This window comes from Flavobacterium sp. KBS0721, assembly GCF_002007065.3.
Taxonomy (GTDB): domain Bacteria; phylum Bacteroidota; class Bacteroidia; order Flavobacteriales; family Flavobacteriaceae; genus Flavobacterium; species Flavobacterium piscis.
This window is the reverse complement of sequence record NZ_CP042170.1, coordinates 522,520-537,323: the sequence shown is the minus strand read 5'-3', so window position 1 is coordinate 537,323 and position 14,804 is coordinate 522,520. Positions and strand designations below refer to the sequence as shown.

The 14,804-nt window shown below is 37.7% G+C and carries 8 protein-coding genes, 2 tRNA genes and 3 rRNA genes; 11 read left to right on the top strand and 2 right to left on the bottom strand.

Features of this window, described 5'->3' with window-relative positions; all coding sequences use genetic code 11:
* The 3 genes from B0M43_RS02600 (at position 1) to B0M43_RS02590 (ending at position 3,341) form a co-directional block, all read left to right on the top strand.
* The gene (locus tag B0M43_RS02600) at positions 1-924 is read left to right on the top strand and encodes a PstS family phosphate ABC transporter substrate-binding protein (RefSeq protein ID WP_078007001.1); all 924 of its coding nucleotides are present in this window, start codon (positions 1-3) and stop codon (positions 922-924) included.
* A 17-nt stretch (positions 925-941) separates the two neighbouring features.
* Positions 942-2,609 carry a tetratricopeptide repeat protein gene (locus B0M43_RS02595; protein WP_078006947.1) on the top strand — a complete coding sequence of 556 codons (1,668 nt, stop codon included), beginning with the start codon at positions 942-944 and terminating at the stop codon, positions 2,607-2,609.
* Between the two features lie 99 nt (positions 2,610-2,708).
* On the top strand, positions 2,709-3,341 hold the full coding sequence (locus B0M43_RS02590; RefSeq protein WP_065448539.1) for a 7-carboxy-7-deazaguanine synthase QueE: 633 nt from the start codon (positions 2,709-2,711) through the stop codon (positions 3,339-3,341).
* A gap of 84 nt (positions 3,342-3,425) precedes the next feature.
* Here the strand turns inward: B0M43_RS02590 and B0M43_RS02585 are convergent, their stop codons facing one another.
* On the bottom strand, positions 3,426-3,971 hold the full coding sequence (locus tag B0M43_RS02585; protein ID WP_078006948.1) for a YfiT family bacillithiol transferase: 546 nt from the start codon (positions 3,969-3,971) through the stop codon (positions 3,426-3,428).
* 17 nt (positions 3,972-3,988) lie between these two features.
* Entirely contained in the window at positions 3,989-4,696 is a 708-nt protein-coding gene (locus B0M43_RS02580) for a bifunctional 2-polyprenyl-6-hydroxyphenol methylase/3-demethylubiquinol 3-O-methyltransferase UbiG (protein ID WP_078006949.1), read from the bottom strand.
* Positions 4,697-4,770: 74 nt separating this feature from the next.
* On the opposite strand from B0M43_RS02580, the gene B0M43_RS02575 reads away from it, so the two are divergent.
* From B0M43_RS02575 to rrf, 8 genes are all read left to right on the top strand, one after another.
* Positions 4,771-5,265, top strand: coding sequence for a YkgJ family cysteine cluster protein (locus B0M43_RS02575; protein ID WP_056248936.1), 495 nt, complete (start codon positions 4,771-4,773; stop codon positions 5,263-5,265).
* A 112-nt stretch (positions 5,266-5,377) separates the two neighbouring features.
* The gene (locus tag B0M43_RS02570; RefSeq protein ID WP_078006950.1) at positions 5,378-6,613 is read left to right on the top strand and encodes an ABC transporter permease; all 1,236 of its coding nucleotides are present in this window, start codon (positions 5,378-5,380) and stop codon (positions 6,611-6,613) included.
* A gap of 455 nt (positions 6,614-7,068) precedes the next feature.
* On the top strand, positions 7,069-8,205 hold the full coding sequence (locus B0M43_RS02565; RefSeq protein WP_065450665.1) for an IS110 family transposase: 1,137 nt from the start codon (positions 7,069-7,071) through the stop codon (positions 8,203-8,205).
* 851 nt (positions 8,206-9,056) lie between these two features.
* Positions 9,057-10,570 (top strand): 16S ribosomal RNA (locus B0M43_RS02560).
* A 123-nt stretch (positions 10,571-10,693) separates the two neighbouring features.
* Positions 10,694-10,767 (top strand) — tRNA-Ile (locus B0M43_RS02555).
* 145 nt (positions 10,768-10,912) lie between these two features.
* Positions 10,913-10,986: transfer RNA gene (locus tag B0M43_RS02550), tRNA-Ala, on the top strand.
* 148 nt (positions 10,987-11,134) lie between these two features.
* Positions 11,135-14,018 (top strand): 23S ribosomal RNA (locus B0M43_RS02545).
* Between the two features lie 129 nt (positions 14,019-14,147).
* Positions 14,148-14,257: ribosomal RNA gene (gene rrf, locus B0M43_RS02540) — 5S ribosomal RNA — on the top strand.
* The 16S, 23S and 5S rRNA genes sit together here with 2 tRNA genes alongside, the layout of an rRNA operon.
* The last annotated feature ends 547 nt before the right edge of the window (positions 14,258-14,804 follow it).

The window sequence follows — 14,804 nt, the reverse complement described above, 5'->3', positions numbered from 1 at the left end:
ATGTTCAAATATGGTAAAATTGTAGGTTTGGTAGTTTTTGTTTTTTTGTTTGCCATGTGTAACCAAAAAAATAAAAATGAAGCTGATAATGAAACAATTTTAAAAGGATCAATAGATATTACCGTAGATGAAACAATAAAGCCTATTGTTGAAGATATGGTAGCTGTTTTTGAAGGAACTTACTATGATGCTAAAATTTCATTAAAACCTAAATCTGAAGCTGAGCTTATAAATGATTTGTTAAATCAAAAAGCAAAGGTTGCTGTTACCACCAGAGATTTAACTCAGGAAGAGAAAACCAGATTTGAAAAAAGCAAGATTAATCCTAGGGTTACTCCTTTTGCAACAGATGCAATTGCTTTTGTTACTAATAAAAGCAATAATGATACATTAATTGCGTTGAAAACCGTAATTGATTTTCTGCAAGGCAAATCAGATTCTGGAATTAAAGGTCTTGTATTTGATAATCCAAATTCAAGTACAGTACGATACATGAAAGAATTGGGTAAGGTGAAAGATATTCCATCAAAAAATGTTTTTTCTTTTAAAACCAACAACGAAGTTATTAAATTCGTGTCTGAGAATGATGGTATGATTGGAGTGGTGGGAGTAAATTGGCTGTATCAGCCCTCTCCGGATATGCTCGGTCTTGTTAAAAAAATAAATGTTATGAGCGTCAAAGGTCTAAATGGTGGTGGCTTCTATAGTCCTACCCAAAATGATCTTGGCGAAAAGAAATATCCTTTGGCACGTGATTTGTTTATTATAAATTGTCAGGGTTATACTGGTTTAGGAATGGGGTTTGCTTCATTCATTTCAGGAGACATCGGACAGCGTATTGTTTTAAAGTCAGGATTACTGCCTGTTAGAACTCCAGGAAGAAATCTTAAAATTAGAAGTCAGATTATTAAAGATAAAGAATAAATTAATTACAATTAAAGATGAATAAATTTAAAATTTTTAGTCTTGCCTTAGTTGCTTCGGCCACTGTTGCAAAAGCGCAAGACATCAAAGAAGCTAAAAAAGCAATCGACGCTGAACAATTTCAAAAAGCAAAGTCTTTGCTTAAATCAATCATCCAGGCAAAACCTTCTGACGGAGAAGCGAATTTTGTTTTAGGTAATATATATTTAAATCAAACTATTGTTGATTCAGCGAAAATTTATTACGCAAACGGATTACAGGCATCTGATAATAAAAATTTGAATTATATCGGATTAGGTCAGATCGATCTTGATGCTAAAAATGCTGCTGCAGCTCAGGCTAACTTTGGTTTAGCGACAAAAGATATGAAACGTAAAGATGTAGATGAATTTATTTATATCGGTAGAGCATATATTAATTCAACTTCTCCAGATTATCCAAGTGCTATTGCGATCTTGAAACGTGCTTTGGTCCTTGAGCCTCAAAATGCAACTGCTCTTTTGACAATTGGTGATGCTTACTATGGTTCAAATAATCAAAACGATGCTTACAAAGCTTATCGTGATGCTTTTACTGCTGATCCAACACTTTTAAGAGCAAAAATGCAATTAGGAGTTTTGTTAAAAGGAGCTAAATCATACGAAGAGGCAATTAAATCTTTTAATGAAGTTATCGCGATCAACCCAAATTATGGTCCGGTTTACAGAGAATTAGCTGAAACATATTACAAATGGGGAAGAAACAAAACATCTACCTCTAAAGTTAATATGCAAAACGCAATTACAAATTATGAAAAATATTTAAGTCTTACAGATTACTCTTTAGATTCGAAAATGCGTCATGCAGATTTCTTAATCTTAGTAAAAGATTATAAAACTCTGGAGACTGTAGCAAACAAAATGATTGCTGAAGATAAAGTAAATCCAAGAATTTACAGATATTTAGGTTATGCTGCTTACGAAAATGGAAATGTTGAAGTAGCAATTAAATCTATCGAAGATTTTATCAAAGTACCTTCAAACAAAGTAATTGGTAGAGATTATTTGTATTTAGGATTATCGAAAATTAAAAAAGGAACAAATGCTGAAGGAGTTGTAGATCAGGCTGCTTTTGATGCTGGTATTGCGGATATTAAAAAAGCAATTGAATTAGAGCCTTTAGTAGTTGAAGAACTTGCTGATTTAGGAAAAGCATTGTTTGGTAAAAAACAATTTGCACAAGCTGCAAATGTTTTTGAACTTGCAGTTAATAATAAAGAATCTAAAAATTATTTAGATGACAATGTATATTATGGTATTTCACTGTATTATGCTAATGCAAATAAAAAAGATGGTGCTCCGGATGCTGCAGCTTTAGCAAAAGCTGAAGGCGCTTTTGACAGAGTTTTAGAAGCTTCTCCAACTTATGATGAAGCATACTTGTACAAAGGAAGAATTAATAACTTACTTGAGAAAGATGATTTAATTATCAAAAATTACGAAGAGTATGTAACTAAAACAACTGCAAAAGGTCCTGAAGAATTAGCAAAACCTGCTACAGTTAAAAAAGTAATCGAAGCTTACAATAGTATTGGTGCTAGTTATGCAAATACTGACAAAGCTAAAGCAATTGAATATTTCAATAAAACTTTAGTTTTAGATCCTGCAAATGCTTACGCTTCACAATCTGTAAAAGCTTTAAAATAATATAAGGTCTTTATTAAATATAAAACCGATAGTTCAAAGAGCTATCGGTTTTTTTTGTTCCGTATTTAATTGACTATCTTTGCACTTTAAAATATAATAATGTTATCAAAAGAAATACAATTAGAAGTAAATAAAGGAGCGATGTTGCCTTTGATGGAAGAGTTTTACACCATTCAGGGGGAAGGTTTTCATACGGGAACGGCGGCTTACTTTATACGAATTGGAGGTTGCGATGTTGGTTGTCACTGGTGTGATGTGAAGGAGAGCTGGAATGCAGAGTTACATCCGCCAACGAGTGTTGATCTAATTGTGAATAATGCCGCAACGTATGCAGATACTGTTGTGATAACCGGAGGAGAACCTTTGACCTGGGATATGAGTTTGTTGACTCAGGAATTAAAAAACAGAAATTTAAAAGTTCATATCGAGACCTCGGGCGCTTATCCATTAACAGGGACATGGGATTGGATTTGTCTTTCGCCAAAAAAAAATAAATTGCCAACGCAAACGGTTTACGATAATGCTCACGAATTAAAAGTGATTATTTATAACAAACACGATTTTATTTTTGCAGAAGAACAAGCAGAATTGGTAAATGATAATGCAATTTTGTTTCTCCAGCCCGAATGGAGTAAAAAAGAAGAAATGACACCATTAATTGTTGATTATGTAATGAACAATCCAAAGTGGAGAGTTTCGCTTCAAACGCATAAATATTTGAATATTCCTTAAAGGATATAAAAAAATCTCTTCATCCGAAGAGATTTTTTTATTTAGGGAAAATAATATACAGTGTATAAAAAAGAAACAGCTTTCTTATTTCCAGTTTTTATATTTTTTTAAAGAAGTAATATGTGCTAAATGATGATTGCTGTGCCAGGCATACGTACCTATTAATTGTTTTATTTTGTATTCCGAATTATTTTCAGGATGAATAAAAGATTTATCAAGATCTGAAGCTGATAAGTTTTTCATGATATACGCTAGTCTAAAATGTAATCCTTCAAGCAAAGTTAATGTTGGCTCAATTGGCATGTTCAAATTATCTGGTAATTCAGACCATAAAGTTTCGTCGTATGGTTTTATTACAGGATTATTTTCTGTCAAAGCCCATTTTATTCTGATGTAACAATTCATATGGCTTTCAGCGCAATGATGAATCACTTGTCGAACAGTCCATCCATAGGGACGATACGGTGTATTCAATTGCTCATCTGTTAAATGAATTGTTTCTTTTTTCAATCTTTCAGGAAAAGATTCGATCGCATGAATTTTATCAGAAATGTATTCAGGGCTAAATTCCGTTGGAAATTCAAATTTTCCTATCGGATATTTTAATTTTTCTAAATCTAATGCTTCCATGATTGTTAATTTTTATTTTAAATCGAAAGTTTAGCCAAATAATCGTAATGTTCGCCTTCTAAAATAAGCTCGCAGTTTAATCCGTTTGCAGCAGCTGCATTTTGAAGTGTGTTGTAATCTAAATACAACCAGTGAAAAGGTTCTTCTTTTTCTCCTTTGTAAGAAATATTAAAAACAAGTTCGCCGTAATAGTCATTGTTAGAAGGAATCCATTTTCCGCCATCTTCGTCTTCATCAAACATATAAATGATATCGGAGCTATCCAGTAAAATTTGTCCGCCCGGATTTAAAAGTGACCTTAGCTTAGATAAAAATGTATTACAATTTTCAAGTTTGCCAAAAATACCAACGCCATTCATTAGTAAAATTATAGTATCAAATTTTTCTCCTTCATAATCTAATATATTTTGAACTTTTGCATTCTTAACGCCTCGAAGTTTACAAGTTTCAATTGCTTTTTCTGAAATGTCTATCGATGTAACGTCTAAATTACGGTCATTTTGCAAAGATAAACTATGGCTTCCGGCGCCACAGCCAACATCTAATATTTTTCCAGTAGCCAATTGCAATGCTTTTTGTTCAAGTTTGGGCATTTCGTTATATGAACGAAATAAATAGTCAACGCTCATTGCGTCTTCTTCAGAAATGGTGGTTTCTGTAATGATATCTTCAGGTGAATTATTGGTTTGAAAGTCGAACATCGCCTTTCCAAATAGATCTTTCATCGTATTTTAGTTCAAAGTTTAGGGTTTCAAGTTTAAAGTTGTTTAATTTTGCACATCAACTTTAAAAAGTAAACTTGAAACAAATTTTAAATAACTTAAATAAGTTAGCCAAAGATAAGCATATCGAAAACAAAAAGTATTTTGATAAGCTGAAAAAGAAACAACCTAAGAATTTAGATTACGTGATGCAGGATTTGCATGATGCCGAATTTAAAAAGACAGATTGTTTACAGTGTGCTAATTGTTGCAAAACAACCGGACCATTATTTACGTTGGCAGATATCGAACGAATTTCAAAATCATTCAGACAAAAACCACAGCAATTCATTGAGCAATATCTTCGAATAGATGAAGATAAAGATTATGTTCTAAAAAGTGTTCCCTGTACTTTTCTGGATAGCGAGAATTATTGTATGATTTACGATGTTCGACCAAAAGCATGTAGAGAATTTCCGCATACAGATCGTAAAAAGTTTAATCAAATTACAGATCTTACCTTAAAAAATGTTGCCATTTGTCCTGCAGCATACAATATAGTAGAAGAAATGAAAAAGAAACTTCCGTTGTAAGATTTAAAACTTTTGTAATTGTTTTTAGAAGCCATTCGATTTTACTTTTTAAAATGTATTTTTGATTCGGATCAATAAGGTCCAGTGATAATTAATAAAAGAGAACCCAAATTTGAGTTTAGAATATTTCATAGCCAGAAGACTTATTACTGCCAAAGATTATAAAAGCAGTATATCAGCGCCAATTATAAAAATTGCCATTTCGGCCATTGCCATTGGTATTATTATGATGATCGTTTCAGTTGCTACCGGAATAGGTTTGCAGCAAAAGATACGTGATAAAGTTTCGGCTTTCAACGGCCAGATTATAATATCAAATTTTGATAATAACAATTCTGAAGTCACTTTGACGCCAATTTCTAAAAAACAGGACTTTTATCCCAATTTCAAATCAGTTCCAGAGGTAAGTCATATCCAGGCAATAGCAAGCAAGGCCGGAATTATTAGAACAGAAAATGCTTTTGAAGGAATTGTTTTCAAAGGAGTAGGAGCGGATTATGACTGGAATAATATAAAAGAATATATTGTTGATGGTAAAGTGCCTGATTTTTCTAAAACTCTAAACGAAGAAGTTTTAATTTCTAGGCTACTTGCTGATCGTCTTAATCTAAAAGTAGGAGATAATTTTAATGCCTTTTTTATTAAAGAAGAACAAGGTAAAATGCCAAACAGCCGCAGATTCAAGATTACAGGTATTTTTAATTCAGGATTTCAACAATTCGATGCTACTTATATAATAGGAGACATTCGTCACATTCAGCGAATTAATAAATGGACTCCGGATCAGGTGGGAGCTTTTGAAGTGTTTGTAAAAGACTTCGATAATATTAAATCAACAGGAATTCAGGTATACGATCAAACATCATCGAATTTAGATACAAAAACCATAATCGAAAAATACAGCTACATTTTTGACTGGTTACAATTGTTCGATTTCAATATTATCATTATACTGGGGGTTATGATCTTAGTGGCTACCATAAATATGGTTGTGGCATTATTAGTTCTCATATTAGAACGAACCCAAATGATCGGAATTCTAAAAGCAATGGGAGCAAATAACTGGACCGTTCGCAAGATATTTTTATACAACGCATTCTATCTTATTATACGAGGATTGTTTTGGGGCAACTTAATAGGTATTGCGATTTTATTAATCCAACAGCAATTTGGAGTCGTTCAGTTAAATCCTGAAAACTACTATGTCAATCAGGCACCGGTTTATTTAAATTGGGGATATATTGTCTTGCTAAATTTACTCACCATTACAGTATGTTTCGTAGTGTTGTTAATTCCGTCCTATATAATAACAAAGATTTCACCTGTAAAAGCCATTCGTTTCGAATAGTAATTCATAAATCATAAACCCGTTAGTTTAACTGACGGGTTTTGTGTTTTTGGAATATAAGGAATCGGAGGAAAGTGCGCTTTTGAAATTTGGAATTTAGAAAATTTGGAATTTAGTTTTTGTTTAGGAGCTATTTCCTGCTATCTGCTCCAATCTTTTGTGCTGAACCCCAGCAAAAAAGGATTTCCACTTCTATCAGGGCTCATATCTTTACATTATTATATCAAAATCTTATCTTTGGATATAAACTATTGATAAACAGAACTAAGTTGCAAAATTCTATCGGGGCGAAATACATCATTGATGATATTGTAAACACTAGGTAAATCCTCTTAGTTTTAATTACATTTTAAGTCACAATAGTACTTAAGCACTTTATTTTAGATAAAGATGCTGTATAAAAAATGAGCAAAGACCAGTGTAATTTTTTGTTTATTATTCTAAAATATGGAATTATGAATTTAAAGTATTCTGTGGGACTAGACGTTTCAAGCAAAAAGATCAATGCTTGTATGAGTTGTATTGATGAAAAACAAAAAGTAATTGTAAAATCAAGTACTGTAATTTCCAATAATAAAAAAGGATTTAAAATTTTACAAGATTGGGTATTAAAACACGTAAAGGAAAATGTTCCAGTTGTTGTATGTATGGAAGCTACAGGGATTTATCATGAAAATTGCGCTTATTATTTATTTGAAAAAGGATTTTCGGTTTCTATTATTTTACCCAATAAGGCCAAAAAGTATTTGGAAGCAATTGGATTAAAATCAAAAAATGATAGTATCGATGCCAAAGGATTATCCCAGATGGGAGCCGAGCAATGTTTGGATACCTGGCAGCCTATGGGAACATTTTTTTATGAATTACGACTATATACCAGACAACATCAAAATGTAACCGAATTAAAAACGGTTTTAAAAAATCAATTCGATGCATTAAGTTTTGCCATGCATCAAGTCGATCCAGTAACAAATCAATTAAAAGAAACCATAATTTTATTTGACAAACAGCTGAAAGAATTGGAAAAAGTAATCAACAACCACATAAAATCAGATGCAAAAATAGCTGAACGTGTTGCTAATATTTTAGAAATAAAAGGCATTGGGATTTTAACTTTAGCAACAATTTTAGCCGAAACTAATGGTTTCGAACTCTTCAACAACTACAAACAATTGGTTTCTTACGCAGGTTATGATGTTGTAGAAGCCCAATCAGGAACCAGGGTTGGAAAAACCAAAATATCAAAAAAAGGTAATTCCAGAATTAGAAGAGCAATGCACATGCCATCACTTGTTGTTATAAAATGCGAAGTAAAACCATTTAAGGAACTATTTGAACGAACTTATAATAAGCACGGAATCAAAATGAAAAGCTATGTTGCCGTTCAAAAGAAATTACTGACAATGATTTATTATATGTGGAAGAAAAAGGAACGCTTTGAACCAAATTATATAAAAAGCATCCAAGAAAAGGAGCAGAAGTCTTTCTCTCTGTTTGCCTTTGAAAAAGGCATAAAAAACAGCCCCAATAAAATTGAGGCTGCACAAGGTAAACATCCAGCGAATGATCACAGTAAGTTTCCTCTCTGTTAAAACAAAGATAAAAAATATTAAAATTAATTAGGTAATTAAGATAGTACCTAGGGTTTCAGTTTTCATGAGAAGATGTACTCTAATTATTTGTTTATAGGGTTCGTTTCTTTGAACTCTACAGTCAGTAGAGGTCAAACTTGGTGCCTTCGTGTCTTAGTGGCATGCTGATTCAGAAGGATTGATATACTTGTTGTCAAGAAATCAATATCTGCTCAATAAAGTTGTGAAGTCAATAAAAGTAGTAGTTGTTTAAGAACTGCTATTACGAAAAACATACTTCAAATCAGAAAATTCCTAAAATATATAAAAAAGACAGATTGTTAAGTTTTGTGTTATCAGAGTGTTAAGAGAAAGTTTTAAAAAAGATGGAAAATATATAATAAAAAGGCTTGTAAATGTAAATAAAGGGTCTACTTTTGCACCCGCAACAGCGACAGACGTTCTTTAAAATACTGACAAGCATTACGAATCAAACTGAAAATTTATTTTCAAAAAAAGATTAAGAAAAGCTTGTGAGATTTAAAAACAGAAGTTACATTTGCACCCCGCAAAACACGGAAAGTTCATTGAGAGATTGGTAAGGTTTAGGAAGGAAAAAGGAAAGTAAATTTTCTTAAAAAAAACTTCAAAAAAACATTTGCCGGTTTGAAATAAGTTTTCTACTTTTGCACCCGCTTTGAGAAACAAGCGATAATGAAAAAGAAACACGTTCGTAGACATATTGAATTGACAGCCGTTTTAACAGAGATGTTAGAACAAAAGAATAAGAGTAATGGAATCGAGAGATTTGAAAAACCGATAGAGAAAACGTCGAATAATAATTAGTCTTAAGTAATTAAGACAAACAATATACGATGAAGAGTTTGATCCTGGCTCAGGATGAACGCTAGCGGCAGGCTTAACACATGCAAGTCGAGGGGTATAGTTCTTCGGAACTAGAGACCGGCGCACGGGTGCGTAACGCGTATGCAATCTACCTTTTACAGAGGGATAGCCCAGAGAAATTTGGATTAATACCTCATAGTATATAGCCCTGGCATCAGGATTATATTAAAGTCACAACGGTAAAAGATGAGCATGCGTCCCATTAGCTAGTTGGTAAGGTAACGGCTTACCAAGGCTACGATGGGTAGGGGTCCTGAGAGGGAGATCCCCCACACTGGTACTGAGACACGGACCAGACTCCTACGGGAGGCAGCAGTGAGGAATATTGGACAATGGGCGCAAGCCTGATCCAGCCATGCCGCGTGCAGGATGACGGTCCTATGGATTGTAAACTGCTTTTATACGAGAAGAAACATCCCGACGTGTCGGGACTTGACGGTATCGTAAGAATAAGGATCGGCTAACTCCGTGCCAGCAGCCGCGGTAATACGGAGGATCCAAGCGTTATCCGGAATCATTGGGTTTAAAGGGTCCGTAGGCGGTTTAATAAGTCAGTGGTGAAAGCCCATCGCTCAACGGTGGAACGGCCATTGATACTGTTAGACTTGAATTATTAGGAAGTAACTAGAATATGTAGTGTAGCGGTGAAATGCTTAGAGATTACATGGAATACCAATTGCGAAGGCAGGTTACTACTAATTGATTGACGCTGATGGACGAAAGCGTGGGTAGCGAACAGGATTAGATACCCTGGTAGTCCACGCCGTAAACGATGGATACTAGCTGTTGGAAGCAATTTCAGTGGCTAAGCGAAAGTGATAAGTATCCCACCTGGGGAGTACGTTCGCAAGAATGAAACTCAAAGGAATTGACGGGGGCCCGCACAAGCGGTGGAGCATGTGGTTTAATTCGATGATACGCGAGGAACCTTACCAAGGCTTAAATGTAGATTGACCGGTTTGGAAACAGATCTTTCGCAAGACAATTTACAAGGTGCTGCATGGTTGTCGTCAGCTCGTGCCGTGAGGTGTCAGGTTAAGTCCTATAACGAGCGCAACCCCTGTTGTTAGTTGCCAGCGAGTCAAGTCGGGAACTCTAACAAGACTGCCAGTGCAAACTGTGAGGAAGGTGGGGATGACGTCAAATCATCACGGCCCTTACGCCTTGGGCTACACACGTGCTACAATGGCCGGTACAGAGAGCAGCCACTGGGCGACCAGGAGCGAATCTATAAAACCGGTCACAGTTCGGATCGGAGTCTGCAACTCGACTCCGTGAAGCTGGAATCGCTAGTAATCGGATATCAGCCATGATCCGGTGAATACGTTCCCGGGCCTTGTACACACCGCCCGTCAAGCCATGGAAGCTGGGGGTGCCTGAAGTCGGTGACCGCAAGGAGCTGCCTAGGGTAAAACTGGTAACTAGGGCTAAGTCGTAACAAGGTAGCCGTACCGGAAGGTGCGGCTGGAACACCTCCTTTCTAGAGCCCCAATTGTTAGTAGTAATACACGATGGGGAAAAAAGATGTTTATCTAAAGGATCTGAATTTTAAAGTTCAATTACTCTTGCTGTTAGTTCAAATAATAAATTTTAAGTAAAACAGAGTCTCGTAGCTCAGCTGGTTAGAGTACTACACTGATAATGTAGGGGTCGGCAGTTCGAGTCTGCCCGGGACTACTTTTTAAATTGTTAATTATAAATTATGAATTGTAAATTATAAAAAGACAAAATAAAGAGACTGTAAACTTGAAAAGGAAATTCTAGAGTTGAGGCGTTATGAATAATAATTCATAATTCATAATTCACAATTCATAATTAGATTGGGGGATTAGCTCAGCTGGCTAGAGCGCCTGCCTTGCACGCAGGAGGTCAACGGTTCGACTCCGTTATTCTCCACTGGTTTACTATAAAGATAGTAAATAAAAGTTCATTGACATATTGAGATAAGAAAATAATAAAAAGTAGAAAGCGTTTTTTGTTATAAGTAGCAATACAAATAATAAAAGACAAAAAAAAACGGTCATAATTGATTTTATGATTGGTACAATAAGCAAAATAAGGGCGTATGGGGGATGCCTTGGCTCTCAGAGGCGATGAAAGGCGTGATAAGCTGCGAAAAGCTGCGGGGACGGGCACACACCGATTGATCCGCAGATACCTGAATGGGGCAACCCACTATGTTGAAGACATAGTACACCGATAGGTGGGCAAACCCGCTGAACTGAAACATCTAAGTAGGCGGAGGAGAAGAAAACAAAAGTGATTCCGTAAGTAGTGGCGAGCGAACGCGGATTAGCCCAAACCAATGTTGTTACGGCAAGATTGGGGTTGTAGGACCACGAGATTTTATGCACAAGGAACCGGAAGTTACTGGAAAGTGACGCCAAAGAGGGTGATAGCCCCGTATGGGTAACGAGTGTAATAGATAGTGGTATCCTGAGTAGGGCGGGGCACGTGAAACCCTGTCTGAATTTGGCGGGACCATCCGCTAAGGCTAAATACTCCTGAGAGACCGATAGTGAACCAGTACCGTGAGGGAAAGGTGAAAAGAACCGTGAATAACGGAGTGAAATAGATCCTGAAACCATACGCTTACAAGCGGTCGGAGCCCTTTCGTGGGGTGACGGCGTGCCTTTTGCATAATGAGCCTACGAGTTAACGTTGCTGGCAAGGTTAAGTGGTTAAGCCACGGATCCGTAGCGAAAGCGAGTCTGAATAGGGCGCTTTAGTCAGTAGTGTTAGACGCGAAACCGTGTGATCTACCCATGGGCAGGATGAAGCTGTGGTAACACACAGTGGAGGTCCGAACCGGTTGACGTTGAAAAGTCTTCGGATGACCTGTGGGTAGGGGTGAAAGGCCAATCAAACTCGGAAATAGCTCGTACTCCCCGAAATGCATTTAGGTGCAGCGTTAGTTATAAAGTTATATAGAGGTAGAGCTACTGATTGGATGCGGGGGCTTCACCGCCTACCAATTCCTGACAAACTCCGAATGCTATATAATGTTCACTAACAGTGAGGGCTTGGGTGCTAAGGTCCAAGTCCGAGAGGGAAAGAACCCAGACCATCAGCTAAGGTCCCCAAATATACACTAAGTTGAAAGAACGAGGTTTGTCTGCCCAGACAGCTAGGATGTTGGCTTGGAAGCAGCCATTCATTTAAAGAGTGCGTAACAGCTCACTAGTCGAGCGGACGAGCATGGATAATAATCGGGCATAAGTGTATTACCGAAGCTATGGATTTAGAGTTTACTCTAAGTGGTAGGGGAGCATTCCAGCAGGGTTGAAGGTGTATCGTAAGGTATGCTGGACTGGCTGGAAAAGAAAATGTAGGCATAAGTAACGATAATGCGGGCGAGAAACCCGCACACCGAAAAACTAAGGTTTCCACAGCTATGCTAATCAGCTGTGGGTTAGTCTGGTCCTAAGGCGAACCCGAAAGGGACAGTCGATGGCTAACGGGTTAATATTCCCGTACTACTAATTACTGTGATGGGGTGACGGAGTGATGAAAGCGCCGCGAACTGACGGAATAGTTCGTTGAAGTACCTACCTATAAGCTGCGCAGGCAAATCCACGCGGCTTGGGGAAATACGATAGTACTCGGAGTCTTCGGACAAAGAGATAGTGCGCCTAAGGGCTTCCAAGAAAAACCTCTAAACTTCAGGTAATTAGTACCAGTACCGTAAACCGACACAGGTAGTTGAGGAGAGAATCCTAAGGTGCTCGAGAGATTCATGGCTAAGGAATTAGGCAAAATAGACCTGTAACTTCGGGAGAAAGGTCGCCCCCAGCAATGGGGGCCGCAGTGAAGAGGTCCAGGCGACTGTTTATCAAAAACACAGGGCTCTGCAAAATCGTAAGATGAAGTATAGGGCCTGACACCTGCCCGGTGCTGGAAGGTTAAGAGGAGATGTTATCTTCGGAGAAGCATTGAATTGAAGCCCCAGTAAACGGCGGCCGTAACTATAACGGTCCTAAGGTAGCGAAATTCCTTGTCGGGTAAGTTCCGACCTGCACGAATGGTGTAACGATCTGGACACTGTCTCAGCCATGAGCTCGGTGAAATTGTAGTAACGGTGAAGATGCCGTTTACCCGCAGTGGGACGAAAAGACCCTGTGCACCTTTACTATAGCTTAGTATTGACCTTGGATAAATGATGTGTAGGATAGGTTGGAGACTATGAAGCGGCGTCGCCAGGCGTTGTGGAGTCATTGTTGAAATACAACCCTTTGTTTATCTGAGGCCTAACCCCGTTTTGCGGGGGACATTGCTTGGTGGGTAGTTTGACTGGGGTGGTCGCCTCCAAAAGAGTAACGGAGGCTTCTAAAGGTTCCCTCAGTACGCTTGGTAACCGTGCGTAGAGTGCAATGGCATAAGGGAGCTTGACTGAGAGACATACAGGTCGATCAGGTACGAAAGTAGAGCATAGTGATCCGGTGGTTCCGCATGGAAGGGCCATCGCTCAAAGGATAAAAGGTACGCCGGGGATAACAGGCTGATCTCCCCCAAGAGCTCATATCGACGGGGGGGTTTGGCACCTCGATGTCGGCTCGTCACATCCTGGGGCTGGAGAAGGTCCCAAGGGTTGGGCTGTTCGCCCATTAAAGTGGCACGCGAGCTGGGTTCAGAACGTCGTGAGACAGTTCGGTCTCTATCTACTGTGGGCGTTAGAAATTTGAGTGGATCTGATTCTAGTACGAGAGGACCGAATTGGACAAACCTCTAGTGTATCTGTTGTCCCGCCAGGGGCACCGCAGAGTAGCTACGTTTGGAAGGGATAAGCGCTGAAAGCATATAAGCGCGAAACCCACCACAAGATGAGATTTCTTTTAAGGATCGTGGAAGATGACCACGTTGATAGGCTATAGATGTAAAGGCAGTAATGTCATAGTCGAGTAGTACTAATAATCCGTAAGCTTATGTACACCCTTTTCCCCCGACTCCGGTCGGGGGGAGAAACTTTCTAAAACTAAAATACTTTTCTTTATCTCAGTATGTTAAGATATTGTGTAATGTTGACTAGCTAAGGCTAATCACCCATTGCAAAACGGCCTTAAGGTGGTTATTGCGGCGGGGCTCACCTCTTCCCATCCCGAACAGAGTAGTTAAGCCCGCCTGCGCAGATGGTACTGCAGTTATGTGGGAGAGTATGTCGTCGCCTTTCTTTTAAGAATCCTTCCCAATTTATCGGGAGGGATTTTTTGTTTATATCACTTTGTGAAATTTACCGCAAAGTACGCAAAGGTTTTTTTTATCGTCTGTACTGCTGTCTTTATTAAGGTCGCAAAGGCTGTTCGTTGCGCACTTTGCGTAATCCCTTGCGTTCTTTGCGGTTAAATAACAGTTTATTTACATGATCTCTTCTGAAAGTAAAAACTATGAGGTTCTATGGACTGGAATTTGGGATTTTAAAAGTTGGAATTTCTTTTGAAAATAATACTTCCTTTTTACCGTAAACTGCGTTAGGGATGGGAGCGATATCCTTTTGCGACACACTACACTTCCGGCAAAGCAGCCTAAAACCTCTCTCGCAAAAGATTTAGCGGACAGCCCGGCCCGGAGGGAAACGCCAAAATTATCTATGCGCATAAACACTTGATTATTTATAAAGGTGTTTTACTTTATTTTTTTAGCTTTTATAATAGTTTTGTGGCTTCAGTGTAGTAAAGAGAAAAATAATGCATTAAATCTTTTGTTTTGTAATTTCAAGA